Source organism: Streptomyces sp. NPDC096132 (genome assembly GCF_044763345.1).
Classification (GTDB): domain Bacteria; phylum Actinomycetota; class Actinomycetes; order Streptomycetales; family Streptomycetaceae; genus Streptomyces.
On sequence record NZ_JBIWGA010000018.1, the window covers coordinates 41,776 to 56,835 of the forward strand.

General features: G+C 73.2%; 13 protein-coding genes. 5 read left to right on the top strand and 8 right to left on the bottom strand.

The features are described 5' to 3' along the window. The first annotated feature begins 101 nt into the window (after window positions 1–101). The 3 genes from ACIRF9_RS34940 to ACIRF9_RS34950 are packed head-to-tail and all read left to right on the top strand — an operon-like array spanning window position 102 to window position 3,705. Complete coding sequence (locus ACIRF9_RS34940; RefSeq protein WP_403830543.1) at window positions 102–401, top strand: SHOCT domain-containing protein; 300 nt, start codon at window positions 102–104, stop codon at window positions 399–401. After that, window positions 398–1,147, top strand: a complete 750-nt coding sequence (locus ACIRF9_RS34945; RefSeq protein ID WP_403830546.1) for an ABC transporter ATP-binding protein — start codon at window positions 398–400, stop codon at window positions 1,145–1,147. The genes ACIRF9_RS34940 and ACIRF9_RS34945 overlap by 4 nt, the downstream gene beginning before the upstream one ends. After that, the gene (locus ACIRF9_RS34950) at window positions 1,144–3,705 is read left to right on the top strand and encodes an ABC transporter permease (protein WP_403830549.1); all 2,562 of its coding nucleotides are present in this window, start codon (window positions 1,144–1,146) and stop codon (window positions 3,703–3,705) included. The genes ACIRF9_RS34945 and ACIRF9_RS34950 overlap by 4 nt, the downstream gene beginning before the upstream one ends. Window positions 3,706–3,762: 57 nt before the next feature. Here ACIRF9_RS34950 and ACIRF9_RS34955 read toward each other — a convergent pair whose 3' ends face one another. Next, a complete protein-coding gene (locus ACIRF9_RS34955) occupies window positions 3,763–4,302 on the bottom strand; it encodes an ATP-binding protein (protein WP_403830551.1) in 540 nt (179 codons plus the stop codon). A 185-nt stretch (window positions 4,303–4,487) separates the two neighbouring features. Next, entirely contained in the window at window positions 4,488–4,811 is a 324-nt protein-coding gene (locus tag ACIRF9_RS34960) for a hypothetical protein (RefSeq protein WP_403830553.1), read from the bottom strand. Window positions 4,812–5,176: 365 nt separating this feature from the next. Between ACIRF9_RS34960 and ACIRF9_RS34965 the strand changes: the two genes are divergently transcribed. Continuing rightward, on the top strand, window positions 5,177–6,301 hold the full coding sequence (locus ACIRF9_RS34965) for a PLP-dependent cysteine synthase family protein (RefSeq protein WP_403830555.1): 1,125 nt from the start codon (window positions 5,177–5,179) through the stop codon (window positions 6,299–6,301). Between the two features lie 45 nt (window positions 6,302–6,346). Here the strand turns inward: ACIRF9_RS34965 and ACIRF9_RS34970 are convergent, their stop codons facing one another. Both ACIRF9_RS34970 and ACIRF9_RS34975 read right to left on the bottom strand, forming a co-directional pair. Next, window positions 6,347–6,823, bottom strand: coding sequence for an SRPBCC family protein (locus ACIRF9_RS34970; protein WP_403830558.1), 477 nt, complete (start codon window positions 6,821–6,823; stop codon window positions 6,347–6,349). Window positions 6,824–6,875: 52 nt separating this feature from the next. Beyond that, window positions 6,876–7,709 carry a DeoR/GlpR family DNA-binding transcription regulator gene (locus ACIRF9_RS34975; RefSeq protein WP_403830560.1) on the bottom strand — a complete coding sequence of 278 codons (834 nt, stop codon included), beginning with the start codon at window positions 7,707–7,709 and terminating at the stop codon, window positions 6,876–6,878. Window positions 7,710–7,973: 264 nt separating this feature from the next. On the opposite strand from ACIRF9_RS34975, the gene ACIRF9_RS34980 reads away from it, so the two are divergent. Beyond that, window positions 7,974–10,340 (top strand): hypothetical protein, encoded by a 2,367-nt coding sequence (locus ACIRF9_RS34980; protein ID WP_403830563.1) that lies wholly within the window; start codon window positions 7,974–7,976, stop codon window positions 10,338–10,340. A 6-nt stretch (window positions 10,341–10,346) separates the two neighbouring features. Here the strand turns inward: ACIRF9_RS34980 and ACIRF9_RS34985 are convergent, their stop codons facing one another. The 4 genes from ACIRF9_RS34985 to ACIRF9_RS35000 all read right to left on the bottom strand — a co-directional run bounded on the left by ACIRF9_RS34985 (window position 10,347) and on the right by ACIRF9_RS35000 (window position 14,968). Beyond that, window positions 10,347–12,767: a right-handed parallel beta-helix repeat-containing protein gene (locus tag ACIRF9_RS34985; RefSeq protein ID WP_403830565.1), complete on the bottom strand. Its 2,421-nt coding sequence runs from the start codon at window positions 12,765–12,767 to the stop codon at window positions 10,347–10,349. Window positions 12,768–12,882: 115 nt separating this feature from the next. Then, complete coding sequence (locus ACIRF9_RS34990) at window positions 12,883–13,488, bottom strand: hypothetical protein (protein WP_403830567.1); 606 nt, start codon at window positions 13,486–13,488, stop codon at window positions 12,883–12,885. 181 nt (window positions 13,489–13,669) lie between these two features. Next, entirely contained in the window at window positions 13,670–14,494 is an 825-nt protein-coding gene (locus ACIRF9_RS34995; RefSeq protein WP_403830569.1) for an MOSC domain-containing protein, read from the bottom strand. Between the two features lie 42 nt (window positions 14,495–14,536). Beyond that, window positions 14,537–14,968 (bottom strand): DUF6643 family protein, encoded by a 432-nt coding sequence (locus ACIRF9_RS35000; RefSeq protein ID WP_403830572.1) that lies wholly within the window; start codon window positions 14,966–14,968, stop codon window positions 14,537–14,539. Window positions 14,969–15,060 lie beyond the last annotated feature (92 nt).

The window sequence follows — 15,060 nt, forward strand, 5'->3', positions numbered from 1 at the left end:
ACCCGCACTGCCGCTGGCCGTACGACGACCCGGACCCCCTCCCGGCGGGACTCTCGAGGCATCGCAGCACCCGAGGACCCTCACCGAGGAGATGACCCGAGATGAACACCCTGGCGAACTGGGACGGCGGCGGCCCCGGCCCCTGGATCCTGTTCCTCCCGCTGATCTGGGCGGCCGCCGTCGTCGGCGTCGTCACGCTCCTGCGCCGCACCGTGTGGCGCGGCCGCCGCGGTCCGTGGAACCGCGTGGACCGTCCGACCGGCGACTCGCCCCTCGCCGTCCTCGGCCGGCGCTTCGCCTCCGGCGAGATCGACGAGGACGAGTACTGGCGCCGGCTGTCCGTCCTGGACGAGCAGTTCGGCCGGTACGACCGGTTCGACGGCAAGGGCGGTGCGGCATGAGCACCGTGACCGCCACCGGGACGGCCGCCCGGGTCGCCGACGCCGTCAAGGTGTACGGCGCCGGCGACACCGCCGTACGGGCCCTGGACGGGGTGACCGTGGCCTTCCCGGCCGGACGGTTCACCGCGATCATGGGCCCGTCGGGCTCGGGCAAGTCCACCCTCATGCACTGCGCGGCCGGCCTCGACACCCTGACGTCCGGTGCCGCCTACATCGGCGACACCGAACTGGGTGCCCTCGACGACCGCCCTCTGACGCTCCTGCGCCGCGACCGCGTCGGCTTCGTGTTCCAGGCGTTCAACCTGGTCCCGACCCTGACCGTCGCGGAGAACATCCGGCTGCCGCTGGACCTCGCGGGCGTCCGGGGCGAGGCCGAGTGGATCGACGCCCTGATCGACGTCGTCGGCCTGCGCGACCGGCTCCACCACCGGCCCGCGGAGCTCTCCGGCGGCCAGCAGCAACGCGTCGCCGTGGCCCGGGCGTTCGCCGGCCGCCCCGACGTCGTGTTCGCCGACGAGCCCACCGGCAACCTCGACTCCCGCTCCGGGGGAGAGGTCCTCGGGCTCCTCGCGCGGACCGTGCGCCACACCGGCCGCACGGTCGTCATGGTCACCCACGACCCGGTGGCCGCCGCCCACGCCGACGAGGTCGTCTTCCTCGCGGACGGACGGCTCGTCGACCGCATGGAGTCCCCGACCGCCGACCGCGTCCTGGACCGCATGAAAGCCTTCGAGGTGCCGTCATGAACGCGTCCCTCCGCCTCAGCCTCTCCGCGCTGCGCGCCCACAAGCGGCGGTTCGCCGGGACCTTCCTCGCCGTCTTCCTCGGCGTGGCCTTCCTGGCCGGCACCCTCGTCATGGGCGACACGCTCCGCGCGAGCTTCGACTCGATGTTCGGCAGCGCCACCGCCGGCACCGACGCCGTCGTACGCGGCGCCGACGCCATCACCACCCCCGGCGAGAGCCAGGGGGTACGCCAACCGGTCAGCACCTCCCTGGTCGGGACCATCGAGAAGGTCCCCGGCGTGGCGGCCGCCGCCCCGGACATCCAGGGCGCCGGCCAACTCGTCGGGAGCGACGGCAAGCCGATCGGCGGCCAGGGCCCGCCCACCCTCGCCGGCAACTGGATCACCGACCCGAAGCTCAACCCGTACCGGCTCGCCGAAGGCCGCGTCCCCGCCCGGTCCGGCGAGGTCGTCGTCAACCGCGGCACCGCCGACAAGGGCGGGCTGGAGATCGGCGACACCACCACCCTCCGTACGCCCGACCCGGTCCGTGTGACGATCGTCGGACTCGCGACCTTCGGCGGCGAGGACGGCATGGCCCAGGTGACCTACACCGGCATGACCCGCGCCGACGCCGAGAAGTACCTCACCGCGCGGCCCGGCCGGGCCACGAGCATCGTGGTGCGCGCCGAGCCCGGCGTGAGCCAGACGCAGCTCGTGGACCGGCTGACTCCCCTACTGCCCAAGGGAGTCGAGGCGATCACCGGTCAGGAGTCGGCGCGGGAGAACACCGACATGATCGCCAGTCGATTCCTCACCGTCTTCACCACGTTCCTGCTGGTGTTCTCCGGAGTCGCCCTGCTCGTCGCGACGTTCTCCATCCACAACACCTTCGCGATCGTCGTCGCCCAACGCACCCGCGAGAACGCCCTGTTGCGCGCCCTCGGCGCCGCCCGCCGCCAGGTCACCGCGGCCACCCTCGTGGAGGCGGGCGCCGTCGCCGTGACCGCCTCGGCCGCCGGACTCGCGGGCGGCATCGGCATCGCGGCCGGTCTGCGGGCGCTGTTCCCGGCCATCGGGTTCCCCTTCCCCGAGGGCGACCTGGTGATCAGCGGACTGTCCCTGGCCCTCCCGCTCGCGGTCGGCGTCCTGGTCTGCCTCGGCTCCGCGCTGCTGCCCGCCGTACGAGCCGGCCGCACCGCCCCGCTGGCCGCGCTGCGCGAGACGGCCGTCGACACCTCCGGAGCCTCCCGCCCGCGCGCCGTGATCGGTACCGGTCTGATGGCCCTCGCCGTCGCGGTCACCCTGACCGGCGTCCTGGTCTCCCCGTCGGTCTGGCTCGCGGGCTCCGGCGCCGTCCTCGTCGTGGTCGCGTTCGTGGTCCTCGGCCCGGTCGCCGCCGGCACCGCCGTACGCGTCCTCGGCGGCCCCCTCGACCGGCTCCGGGGCGTCACCGGCGGACTCGCCCGCCGTAACGCGCTGCGCAGCCCGAAGCGGACGGCCGCCACCGCGAGCGCCCTGATGATCGGCGTGGCCGTGGTGTCCCTGTTCACCGTCTTCGGGGCCTCGCTGAAGGCCACCATGGACCAGACCGTCTCCCGGTCCTTCGCCGGTGACGTGGCCGTCAGCACACCGTCCTTCGGCGCCGGCGGCAGCGGGCTGAGCCCGAAGCTGGCCCCCGCGATCGGCACGCTGCCCGAGGTCGACACCGCCGTGGGCCTCGGCCGCGGCGTCGCCGAAGTGAACGGCGAGGGGCGGGCGCTGACCGTCACCGACCCGGCGGCGCTGGCCCGGACCTTCGACCTCGGCACCGTGCGGGGAGAGCTGCGCGACCTCGGCACCGACGGTCTCGCCGTCACCGGGAAGGAAGCCGACCGGCAGGGTCTGCGCCTCGGCGACACGGCCCGGCTCTCCTTCACGGACGGCGAGAAGAAGAACTTCACCGTCCGCGCGGTCTACGGCCAGTCGGAACTCGCCGGCGACTACGTCATCACCCGCGCCGCCTGGGCCCCGCACCGCACCCAGGACGCCGACACCCTGATCGCCGTCTCCTTCAAGGACGGCGTGAGCACCGCACAGGGCGAGACGGCCGTCGAAAAGGTCGCCGCGCACTACGGCAACCCCGAGGTCCAGACCCGCGACGCGTACGCCCGGTCCTCGGCCGGCGGCATCGACATGATGCTCACCCTCGTCTACGCCCTGCTCGCCCTCGCGGTCCTCATCGCGCTCCTCGGCATCGCCAACACCCTGACGCTGGCGATCCACGAACGCACCCGCGAACTCGGCCTGCTGCGGGCCGTCGGCCAGACCCGGTCCCAGCTGCGGGCCATGGTCCGCTGGGAGTCGGTCCTGGTCGCCGCCTTCGGCACGGTGGGCGGTCTGGCCCTCGGCGCCTTCCTCGGCTGGGTGCTGGTCCGGGCCTCCGACGGGGCGAGCGACAGCGCGTTCGCCTTCGCGCTGCCGCCCGCGCAACTCGCCGCGGTGGCCCTGGTGGGCCTCGCCGCCGGAGCCCTCGCGGGCCTGCGCCCGGCCCGGCGCGCCGCCCGCCTGGACGTCCTGCGGGCCATCGCCACCGAGTGACCCCGCGGGGCCCTGCCGGGAACGGCAGGTCACCGCGAAGGGCAGGTCACCGCCCGGTCAGCCGACGACGGCGGACCGGGCGGGAGCATGGGCGGGCCGGTGCGCGTCGACGGAGACGACCTCCGTGAACCGGGGCGCGACCTGTTCCCGGGGCGTACGGCGCGGCGGACGCGCCGACCGCTCGGGCGTGGGGACCGCAGCGGGCAGCGTGAACCAGACGACCTTGCCGGACTCGCCGTCCGGCCTTGCGCCCCAGCTCTCGCTGACCGCGGCCACCATGGCGAGCCCGCGCCCGCACGTGGCCAGCGCCCCGGTGGTCCTGACGTCTCCCACCTCCGGAAGCCGCGGATCGTGGTCGCGCACGGAGACGGTGAGCCGGTCGAGCAGCAGCTCCATCTCCACGACGCACATCTTGTCGGGCTGGGCGTGCAGGTGGACGTTGGTCAACAGCTCGGTCACACCGAGCGCGGCGCGGTCTATGAGGGCGTCCAGATGCCAGTAGCGCAACTGCGCCGATACGATTCTGCGGACCTGGCCGATCCGCGACGGCAGGGCTTGGAGCTCCACCGTGCAGTGCCTGCTTGGGTTGCTGATCACGGCTGCGACTCCCCGACTGAGGTCCGGAAGAACACGGAGTTCGGATCGATCGAGCAGAGCTGCTGCGCAAGGCGGCCGCCTGCTGCAGTGGCCGGCGGGCTGGTTCGCAGCGTTATCGCCGGTAAACCCAGAGTGACGTGAGAACAGCGTGACTCAGGGGGTGCGGCGGCGCAACTCGCGCTGCGTCAGCGGTTGCGGCCCGCGGCCTTCCGCACGGCCTCGATGAACCGGCGCGCCGCGGGCGGCCCGGGCTCGCCCGGCGCCGGGTCGTGGTCGCCGAGGGTCAGCAGGTACCGGTTGCCGTTGAGGTCGGCCAGCGCCCGGTCCTCCGGAGCGAACCAGGGCCGGGAGGCGCGGACCGCCTGCACCGGCGCGCTGTCGATCTCGCTGCCGTAGCTGGTCAGCAGCTCCAGCCTGCCGCCGCTGATCCGGACCTGTCCGGCCCGGGTGAGCGAGCGCAGTCTCTTCCCGATCCGCACGCCCGTCGCCGTGAACTCCGGCTCCGCCATGCCTCCCCGCCCCCTTGCGATCGCACTCGTGTGAGCGAACTCGTCGTGTCCGTGATCCAGTCTGCGCCCCCGTCCGGGACCCGCGTCGCGGCCAGGGCCTTCAGCGCCTGTCCGGGAGCTCGCCCCGCCGGTGCAGTCTGCCCGCGCCCGGCGTCGAGCACCAGTACGTACGACACGCGGGCGAGGGTCTTCAGGAGCACTCGCGCGAATGCGCCCCCCGTGTGCACGGGTTCGCCCCCCAGGGCCGGCTTTGAGGCCCCCAAAGGTGTGTTTATGCAGGTGAGAAGCGGTGCGGAAGGTGCTTATGATCGATGTGCCGGCCGCGCCAGGCGCCGCCGGCGCGAAGCGTGTAAGGAGCTCCTGCCGTGACCACCCCCCAGCAGACCCGGACCGGCACCACCCTCGACGTCGACCACAGCGACGTCTTCTACCGCGACTGGCTGAAAGAAGCCGTCCGCAAGGTCCAGGCCGACGCCAATCGCTCCGCCGACACCCACCTGCTGCGCTTCCCGCTCCCGGACAGCTGGGGCATCGACCTGTACCTGAAGGACGAGTCGACCCACCCCACCGGCAGCCTCAAGCACCGCCTCGCCCGCTCGCTGTTCCTCTACGGCCTGTGCAATGGCTGGATCCGGCCGGACCGCCCGGTGATCGAGGCGTCCAGCGGCTCCACCGCCGTGTCCGAGGCGTACTTCGCCAAGCTGATCGGCGTGCCCTTCATCGCGGTCATGCCGCGCACGACGAGCGCGGAGAAGATCCGCCTCATCGAGTTCCACGGCGGCCGGTGCCACTTCGTCGACGACCCCCGCACGATGTACGAGGAGTCGGCCCGCCTCGCGGCGGAGACCGGCGGCCACTACATGGACCAGTTCACCTACGCCGAACGGGCCACGGACTGGCGCGGCAACAACAACATCGCCGAATCCATCTTCCGCCAGCTGGAGTTGGAGCGCTTCCCGGAGCCCGCCTGGATCGTCGCCACGGCCGGCACCGGCGGCACCTCCGCGACGATCGCCCGCTACGTCCACTACACCCAGCGCGACACCCGCATCTGTGTCGCCGACCCCGAGAACTCCTGCTTCTTCGAGGGCTGGACCACCGGCGATCCGGACGTCACCTGCGACTGCGGCTCGCGCATCGAGGGCATCGGCCGGCCGCGCATGGAGCCGAGCTTCGTGCCGGGTGCCGTCGACCGCATGATGAAGGTCCCCGACGCCGCCAGCATCGCCGCCGTACGGGCCCTGGAGCAGGCGATCGGCCGCAGGGCGGGCGGTTCGACGGGCACCGGCCTGTGGAGCGCCCTCAAGATCGCCGCCGAGATGGTCGCCGACGGCCGGCGGGGCAGCGTGGTCACCCTGCTGTGCGACCCCGGCGACCGCTATCTCGACAAGTACTACTCCGACGCCTGGCTGGCCGAACAGGGCCTGGACATCACCCCCTACACGGCCGCCATCGAGTCCCTGCTGGCGACGGGGGTGTGGCCCGAGTAGGGCCCGCGAGCGCTTCGGGATGGCCCGCGACGGTGCCGTGACGTCCTACGAGCGTGTCGTGAGCCGTCGGTCCAGACGCGTCACCGCGTCCCGGAAGGACCGCCCCAGCCCCGGCCTCGCCAGCCGCAGCGCACCCCGCACCAGGACCGGCCCGTCCGCGGCGAACGTCCACTGCACCCGGGTCCCCGACCCGGCCGGCGCGAGCCGCCACTCCTCGACGAGCGCCCGCACCGCCGGCGCGTTGGTGACGTCCACCCGGTAGGCGTACACCTCCGGCTCCTTCGCCGCGAGCACCGTCTCCCGGAACCGCGTGCCGCCCCGCAGTCGTACGTCCCGCCCCGCTCCTTCGTCGAGCGGCCGGACGGACGTGACGGCCGGGAACCACTCGGCCCAGCCGGAGACGTCCGAGGCCAGCGCGTGGAAGACCCGCTCAGGTGAGGCGGAGACCTCCCGTGTGAAAACCAGCCGTACGGGAGCGGCCGCGACGAAGTCGAGCCCTTCGGCACGCAGACGACGGACCATGGCGACACGAACCCCCTCGGTCGACGGGTGCGTCACCCTAGCCGTCACCCCGTCAGATGTCTGCCCCCACCGCGTCGGTCTCTCCGGCCACCACGAGCTGCCGCAGATGCTCGGAGATCTCCGCGCGGGCCGCGCCCGGCAGCCCGGCGTCCGTGACCAGGGTGTCGACCTGCTCCAGGGCGGCGAAGGAACTCAGACCCACCACACCCCACTTGGTGTGGTCGGCGACCACCACGACCCGGCGCGCCGACTGCACGAGGCGGCGGTTGGTCTCGGCCTCCGCCAGGTTCGGCGTCGACAGGCCCGCCTCGGCCGATATCCCGTGCACACCGAGGAAGAGCAGGTCGAAGTGGAGCGCCGCGATGGCCTGGTCGGCGACCGGCCCCACCAGCGAGTCGGACGGGGTGCGCACTCCGCCGGTCAGCACGACCGTGGCCGCGCCCTGACGGGGGCCCGAGGTGCGTTGCGCGACATGGAAGACGTCGGCCACCCGCACCGAGTTCGTCACCACGGTCAGGTCCGGCACCTCCACCAGCTGGTGCGCCAGCGCATACGTCGTCGTACCGCCCGACAGCGCGATCGCGCTGCCCGGGGAGACCAGCTCCGCGGCGGCCCGCGCGATGTCCTCCTTGGCGGTCAGCTCCAGACCCGACTTGGCCTCGAAGCCCGGCTCGTGCGTGCTCGCCTCCACGATCGGGACCGCGCCGCCATGCACCTTCTCCAGTACGCCCTGCCGGGCCAGCGCGTCGAGATCGCGGCGGACCGTCATGTCCGACACGCCGAGCTTGCGGGTCAGCTCGTTGACCCGGACACCGCCCCGGCGACGAACCTCGTCCAGGATCAGGGCGCGGCGCTGCTCCGCGAGGAGGTTCTGATTCTCGCTCACGTACGCTCCGGTCCTTTCCTCGAACGGCTCGACAGGCCCGCTCACCTGCTGAGACGAGAATATTCTGCCTGGCAGCGGTGCGCGGGGCGTCCCATCCTCGCACGACCGGCCCCGCACGGTGCCACCACCCCGACGCGTGCATGCCACCACGAGGCTGTGATGTTCCTGTGTCACGCGGATCGGGGAGATTCGGTGCGCCGAGGTGTAGACGCCCTCCGGAGCGGAGAACCTTGTGCCCGCACGAAGACGGGTAGGCGGCGTGTCATGGGGGAAGTGCGAACAGTGGAACGTTCCTCTGCGGGCAGCGGGGCTCTGGAACTCCTGGTCCACGGCGTGGGCGGCGCCACGCCCGAGAAGATGCTGAACGATCCGCGCACCGTGCGGATCACCGGCGACGAGACGGCGGCGGTCTACCGGCGCGCGGAGGACGCCGACGCGGACGCACCGACGGCCGACGCGACCACCACGGCCCGTGACCACGACGGCCGGCCGGTACCGGAGGCCTACGTCTGGTCCAACCTGACCTCCGGCAACGGCACTCGCGTCCTGTGGCTGTTGCTGCTGCCGTTCATGGTCGTGAACCTCGCCCACTGGATGCGCCCTGCCGCCCGCGAGGGCACCCGCGCGGTCCGCCTGTACGGGCTGCTCGTACGCCTCGCGGGCCTCAGCCTGACGGTGCTGCTCGTCGCTGCGGCCTGCGAGGTCGCCCTCGACCTCACCGCCTGGCAGTGCGCGGGCACGCGCGCGTGCGCCGCCCGCCACTCCTGGCTGGGCTTTCTGTCCCCCACCGTCTCCGACGGCGGCTGGTGGAGCCCGCCGGGCCGCCGCCTCGCCCTCGCGGCCCTGGTCCCGACCGCCCTGACCGGCCTCCTCTGGTACCTCTCCCACCGCACCTGGCGGGCGTACGAGTCCCAGGAGCCCCTCGACCGCGGCCCCGAGCCCGCGAACTCCCCAGCCCACACCGCGCTCGGCCGCCCCGGCTTCTGGTACGGCCGCCGCCTCGTGGCCCGGCTGCGGGCGGCCCACACCGCGGCCGGCCTGCTCACGGTGGCCGCGGCGGTCGGCACGGCCGCCGCCCGCGAGGACCACCGCCCCGGCGGCCCGGCCCTCCTGGACACCCTCGGCCGACTGCTGGAGGTGTCCCTGGCGGCCGGCGCGCTCGCCGTGGTCTGGGTGGTGTGCCGACGCGGACGCAGCGAACACCGCCTCGACCGCCGCCTCGACGCCCACCTCGTCCACCGCCTCCCCCTCGCCGCCCTGGTCCTCCTCACCCTCACCCTCGTCTACGCCGCCTGGGACCGCCCGGGCTGGCACTCCTCCGGCCGCCTCCCGGGCGACGCCACCTTCGGCGGAATCGCCCTGGCCCAGGGGGCACTGGTGATCACCCTGGCCGCCGTGGCCCATGTTCTGCACCGGGGGGCCAAGGGGGACGGCACATCGAGTGACCCGGGCGAGCGCGGTGTCGAGGCCGGGGGCGGGGCGCGGTCCGCGCTGCGCGGTCTCGGTGGGCCCGCTGTCGCGATGCTCGCCTGTGCTCTGGGCGGTGTCATGTCCGGTGGTGTGTCGCAGCGGGTCTCGGACTGGCTGGACGGCACCGGGACCTTCCTCGACGGCCCGCCGGTGCTGCTGACCTGGCAGGCGTCCGTGATCCCCGCGCTGCTCCTCGTCCTGCTCGTGCTCTGCGGGCTGCTCGGCCGGAGGACCTGGCAGCTGACCCGGGCCGAGCGCGTCGCGGTGGCCCGTGACTACGACGCCCACCCCGGCGACCCGGCCCGCACCGGCCGTATCGCCCGCGCCCGGTCGATGGCCACGCTCACCGACCGCGGCCCCCTCCTCGTCGCCGTCACCTCCACCACGACCCTGCTCCTGGGCGCGGGCGCCCTCGTCGGGGCGTTCGGCACCGGGAAGACACCGGTCCGGGCCACGCAGGGTGCCGGACCCTTCGTACAGGGCGCCGCCCAGGCCGCGCAGGCGCTCGGCTCCTGGCTGATCGGCCTCGGCTTCATACTCTTCGTCACCTGGGGCCGACGCGCCTACAAGGACGCCTCCGCCCGGCGCACCATCGGCATCCTCTGGGACGTGGGCACGTTCTGGCCGCGCGCCGCCCACCCCTTCGCCCCGCCCTGCTACGCCGAGCGCGCGGTGCCCGACCTGACCTGGCGCATGTCCACGTGGACCCGGGCCACCGGCGGCCGCCTGGTCATCTCCGGACACTCCCAGGGCAGCGTCCTCGCCGCGGCCGCCGCCTGGCAGCTGACGCCCTCCGACCGCAAGCGGGTCGCCCTGCTCACCTACGGCTCCCCGATCGAGCGTCTCTACGGCCGCTGGTTCCCGGCCCACTTCGGCCCGGCCGCGCTCGCCGCCCTCCACGAGGACATCGACTGCTGGCGCAACCTGTACCGGCTCACCGACCCCATCGGCGGCCCGGTACGCCTGTCCGGCGACGACTGCGGCCCCGAGGTGGACCGCGAACCCCTCGCGGACCCCCTCGCCTACGGCCGCACCGCGGAGCACCCGCTGCCCGCGCCCATCCTGGGCCACTCCGACTACCAGGCCGACCCGGCCTTCGCGCAGGAACGCGAACGCCTGCTGGCCCGGCTGCGCACGGAGGTGCCCGTACAGCGCGCCTGAGCCCGCTCAGGGCAGCTCGGGCAGGTCCTCCGCGTACAGCAGCGTCAGGTCGTCCGTGCTGGGCTCCGCCAGCTGGGCGACCCGGCTCGCGTGCCGCTCCACCATCGCCTCGAACGTCTGGCGTGCCGTACGTCCGTTGCCGAAGGCGGGGCCCTTGGGGATCTCCGTGAAGTACTTCAGCAGGGCCTCCGCGGTGCCCGGCGACAGCCGGTACTCGTGCTCGTCGGACTGCTGCTCCACGATCCGCAGCAGCTCCTCGGGGCCGTAGTCACCGAAGGTGATGGTCCGTGAGAAGCGGGACGCCACACCCGGGTTGACCGTCAGGAAGCGCTCCATCTCGGCCGTGTAGCCCGCGACGATCACGACCACGGAGTCCCGGTGGTCCTCCATCAGCTTCACGAGGGTGTCGATGGCCTCCTTGCCGAAGTCCCGCCCGGCGTCCTCCGGCGACAGCGCGTACGCCTCGTCGATGAACAGCACCCCGCCGTGCGCCCGCTGGAACGCCTCCTGCGTGCGGATGGCGGTGGAGCCGATGTGCTCCCCGACGAGGTCGACACGCGACACCTCGACGAGATGACCCTTCTCCAGCACCTCCAGCGCGGCGAGGATCTCGCCGTACAGACGCGCGACCGTCGTCTTGCCGGTGCCGGGGGATCCGGTGAAGACCAGGTGGCGCTTGACCGAGGCGGCCTTCAGTCCGGCCCGCTGCCGGCGCCTGCCGACCTCGATCATGTCGGTCAGCGCCCGCACCTCGCGCTTGACGCTCTCCAGGCCCACCAGCGCGTCGAGTTCACCCAGAACGTCCTTGGAGGACCGCACCGGCGTCTGAGGCCCGGCCGCGGCCGACTGCGCCTCCGGCACGGTCACCCGCTGCTCGGGAATCGGACCGAGCAGACCCGCCGACGGTACGGTCGCCTGGACGGCCGTCTCCCGCGCGGCCCGCACGCCCGCGCTCTCGTCGCCGGCGCAGTCCTCGACCACGGGACCCGCACCGGGCGCGGCGTCGGCGAACTCGTACCCCCCGCGCGCGCAGCGCTCGGTACGGCATCTGCGCAGGGTGGCGCGGCAACCGTCTATGACGTGGAAGCCGTAGCCGCCGCTGTCGGTCACCCGGCAGTTGAGGAAGCTGCCGCGGCCCCCGGCGGAGACGTAGAAGCCGGCCTCGGCGGGGGAGGCGACCGTGCAGCGCTCGACCGTGGGATCGGCGCCCTTGGTGACGATCACGCCCGTCTGGACGGCGTCCACGGTGCAGTTGTTGAGCGTGCCGCCGCTGCCGTGGTCGCGGAACCAGGCACCCGTCGCCGCGTCCCGGATCCGGCAGTCGTCGAGCTGGGCGGTCGCGCCGTCGCTCACCGACACGGCCGTGTTGCGCACCTGGGACAGGTCGCTGTCGATGACGTCCGCGCGCGAGCCGCGGTCGAGTACGAACAGGGCGTCCGGCACGTCGTGCACCCGGCAGGAGTCGAGGACGGCCGTGGCGCCGTCGCTCACCCAGACGGCCGGGTAGTCACCGGTGCTGTCGAAGATCTCGCACTGGTTGGCGTCCACCCGCGTGCCCGGGTCCCACACCGACAGCCCGTTGCGCCCGAACTGACGCACCGTCGTGCGGGTCAGCGTCAGGACGGAGCGGGAGCGCAGGTCGATCGCGTTCTCCGGGATGTCGTGGATACGGCAGTCGGCCAGCGTCAGCACCGCGTCCGTGTCGATCGTGACGCCGTCGGCGGTGGTGCGGTGCACGTCGCAGTCCGTGAGGTGGGCCGTGGCCCGGGCGGTGACCTGGACGCCGCTGCCGCGGACCTCGTAGATCTCGCAACCCACCGCTTCCAGCCCGGAGTTGTCGCCGGTGGCGCTCAGGCCGGTGCCGGAGGTGTGGTGCACCCTGCAGCGCTCCAGACGGGGGTGCGCGCCCCCGCGCACCGCTACGCCCGCCTGCCCGGCCGCGACGACCTCGCACTCCTCGAAGACACCGCCACCACCGTCGACCACGGCGATGCCGATGCCCGCCGGATTGTCGACCGTGCACCGCCGGACCGTCGGCCGGGCGCTGCCGCGCACCTCGATGCCCGCGGCGGACCGCGTGACGATCCGCATGTCCAGCAGCTCCGGCGTGCCCTCCTCCACGAGCACCGCCGGCGCGGCCGCGTCCTGGCCCTCCACATGCAGGTCCTGCACCACCGCCGACGCGCGCACCGTCAGCGGCACCCCGTCCACCGGGGCGATCCGCACGGACCCGGGAGAGCCCTCCGGGCCGCGCAGGGTCACCGACCGCTGCACGACGAGGTTCTCCCGGTACGTGCCGGGAGCGATGGTGAGGACGTCGCCCTCGGCCGCGGCCTCCAGGGCGGCGGCGAGCGATGCGTACTCACCCGTGCGGCGCCGCCACCTCGATGTGCCGGTGTGCGTCACCTGGACCGTGCCCTGTGCCATGGCGTTGCTGTGCCCCCACCTTGTCGTACGCGGGTTTGATGCCGAATCATGCATCATTCGGCCGGACCACCGTAGCGTGCGCGCGGGCGGTGGGTTGACCAGTGACCGAACGACGTCAGCTGCCGGTACCTGTACGGCCCCAGTCCGGGCCCGCGCGGTCCCATGCCTGGTCCCAACGGGCGTACCGGCGGCGCACCATGCGCCAGACGATCAGCCGCCTACCGCCCTCGACCACGCCGGCGGTCAGCAGGGCCGCGCCGAATCCGGCGAGTACCGCGTGTGTCGTGGCGGTGGCGGAGTCCAGCGGACGGGCCACCAGACTGCCGTGCGTGTCGGTCCATATCTCGAAGTGGTCGCCGCGGTGCGGGGCCTTGAGGGTCGCGAGGACCGTGCCGTGCCGGGCGGTGCCGTCCGGGGCGGTCCAGTCGGCGAGGACCCGGCTGCGGGCCTCCCGCCCGGAAGCGGCCTCGGGGTCGGCCTCCAGCGGGGAACCGGCCACCTTCCGCACGACGGTGGCCGTGATCTCGTGACGGGCCTGCCGCTGCTCGCGGACCGACCGCTGCAGCGAGTCCTGGGCGACGGAGCCGATCAGGGAACCCACGACGGGCGCGACGAGGAGAATCAGCAGCAGCGCCGACAACGCCACCCACGCCTCGGCCAGATCCGTCCCGCGGCGCAGCGGATTGTGCCGCCAGCGCCAGATTCCACCGATCACGCGCACCGTCCCGCACCCCCTTACCCCTCCGTGATAACCCCCACCGGAGCCGTTCACGCGGGAGCCCGGTCGAAGAGAGAGCGAAATCACCTGCGCCGGGACCTCTCATGAACTTCTCACGACGCCCAACGCTCGAGCACCCGGCGGAGGTTCCCGCACCTGGGCGTCTCTCGCAACGCGGCCGGATCTATCCGGTCACACGCACCGGGTCGCCGACCCGGATGGTGCCGCGGGTGAGGGGGACCAGGTTCTGGCCGAAGACCAGCTTGCCGCCGAGGCGGCGGTGCCGGCCCAGGGTGTGCAGGGGTTCCCGGCCGCGCCCGGCGGTGGCCTGGTCGGTGGTGGTCACCACGCACCGTCCGCAGGTCTTGGCGACGCGGAAGGCCACCTCGCCGATCTCCAGGCGCGACCAGCCGTCCTCGGCCCAGGGGTCGGTGCCCGCCACGACCACGTTCGGCCGGAACCGGTTCATCGGCAACGGGCCCTCGGTCGCGTGCTCACCGTCGGCGATCAGGGAGTTGAGGGCGTCCAGCGAGGCGACCGTGGTGACCAGCAGCGGGTAGCCGTCGGCGAAGGTGACGGTCTCGCCGGGCAGCGCGTACTGAGGATCGACCGGTCGGCGTGTCGCGGGGTCGTCCATGTGGACCAGACGTATGTCGGCGCCGAGATAGGCACTGCACCAGGCGTGCGCCGCCGCGTCGGCGAGGACCCCCTCCACCTTGTCGCGGAACATCTCCATCGAGACGGTGCCCACCGGATCCGGCACCGCCACGGTCAGCGGCTCGAGCCCGGGCGCGGACAGCCGAAGGCCGCCGCCGGGCAGGAGCTCGGCGGCGGCCAGCGCGAGGCGCGGTTGCTGGCGTTGCGTGACGACCTTTCCCCCGTCGTCGATCAGCGCCCAGCGTCGGTCTCCGGCCAGCCCCCAGGGCTCCACGACGGCCTCCCGGGGTGCCTGGCCCCGGAACGCCTTGACCGGATGGACGTGAATGGACAGCAGTTCCGCATTCCCCATGAGGTCATCCTGCCAGGTGGCACCGACAACCTCCGGGTCGGCTCAGTAGCCGCGGTACTGCTGGTTGTTGTACGGATCCTGGTACTGGGGCGCGGCCGGCCGGGGAGCTGCGGGGCGCATCGCCTCGTAGCCCATGCCGGGCGCCGCCGGGCGCGGCTGCTGCGGGGCCTGCGGACCCGGGTAGCCACGCGGCGCGGAGGCCTGCGGCGGGATGTACGCCGCGGGCGCCTGCTGCAGCGGCGAGGGCTGCTGCGCCTGCGGGTAGCCGTAGGACGCCTGGGACGGGGCCGCCGGGAGGGCGGGCAGCGCCGACGGCAGCGCGGGCAGGTTGCTGCTGCTCGGCGTGTCGTAGGCGGCGGGGACCCGGATCGGTGCGATCTGCGGGGTGCCCCGCTCGGCCACGAGCGAGTCGTAGATCGGGGTGTCCGGGAAGGCGGAGTAGTAGCCGCCATAGGTGGAGCGGGGGGAGGTCATGGCACATAAGTTAAGCCCACGATGTGCTGGTTGGGGAGACCGATAAGAGGGTTGTTTTCCGTGTCGGCAGTGACCTCGGATCCCCAATGCGA

Excerpts from the sequence above, each read along its gene's own strand:
- ACIRF9_RS34985 (WP_403830565.1), bottom strand. The coding sequence starts at position 12,767 with ATGGCACAGGGCACGGTCCAGGTGACGCACACCGGCACATCGAGGTGG.
- ACIRF9_RS34995 (WP_403830569.1), bottom strand. The coding sequence starts at position 14,494 with ATGGGGAATGCGGAACTGCTGTCCATTCACGTCCATCCGGTCAAGGCG.
- ACIRF9_RS34945 (WP_403830546.1), top strand. The coding sequence starts at position 398 with ATGAGCACCGTGACCGCCACCGGGACGGCCGCCCGGGTCGCCGACGCC.
- ACIRF9_RS34950 (WP_403830549.1), top strand. The coding sequence starts at position 1,144 with ATGAACGCGTCCCTCCGCCTCAGCCTCTCCGCGCTGCGCGCCCACAAG.
- ACIRF9_RS34970 (WP_403830558.1), bottom strand. The coding sequence starts at position 6,823 with ATGGTCCGTCGTCTGCGTGCCGAAGGGCTCGACTTCGTCGCGGCCGCT.
- ACIRF9_RS34960 (WP_403830553.1), bottom strand. The coding sequence starts at position 4,811 with ATGGCGGAGCCGGAGTTCACGGCGACGGGCGTGCGGATCGGGAAGAGA.
- ACIRF9_RS34980 (WP_403830563.1), top strand. The coding sequence starts at position 7,974 with ATGGGGGAAGTGCGAACAGTGGAACGTTCCTCTGCGGGCAGCGGGGCT.
- ACIRF9_RS35000 (WP_403830572.1), bottom strand. The coding sequence starts at position 14,968 with ATGACCTCCCCCCGCTCCACCTATGGCGGCTACTACTCCGCCTTCCCG.
- ACIRF9_RS34940 (WP_403830543.1), top strand. The coding sequence starts at position 102 with ATGAACACCCTGGCGAACTGGGACGGCGGCGGCCCCGGCCCCTGGATC.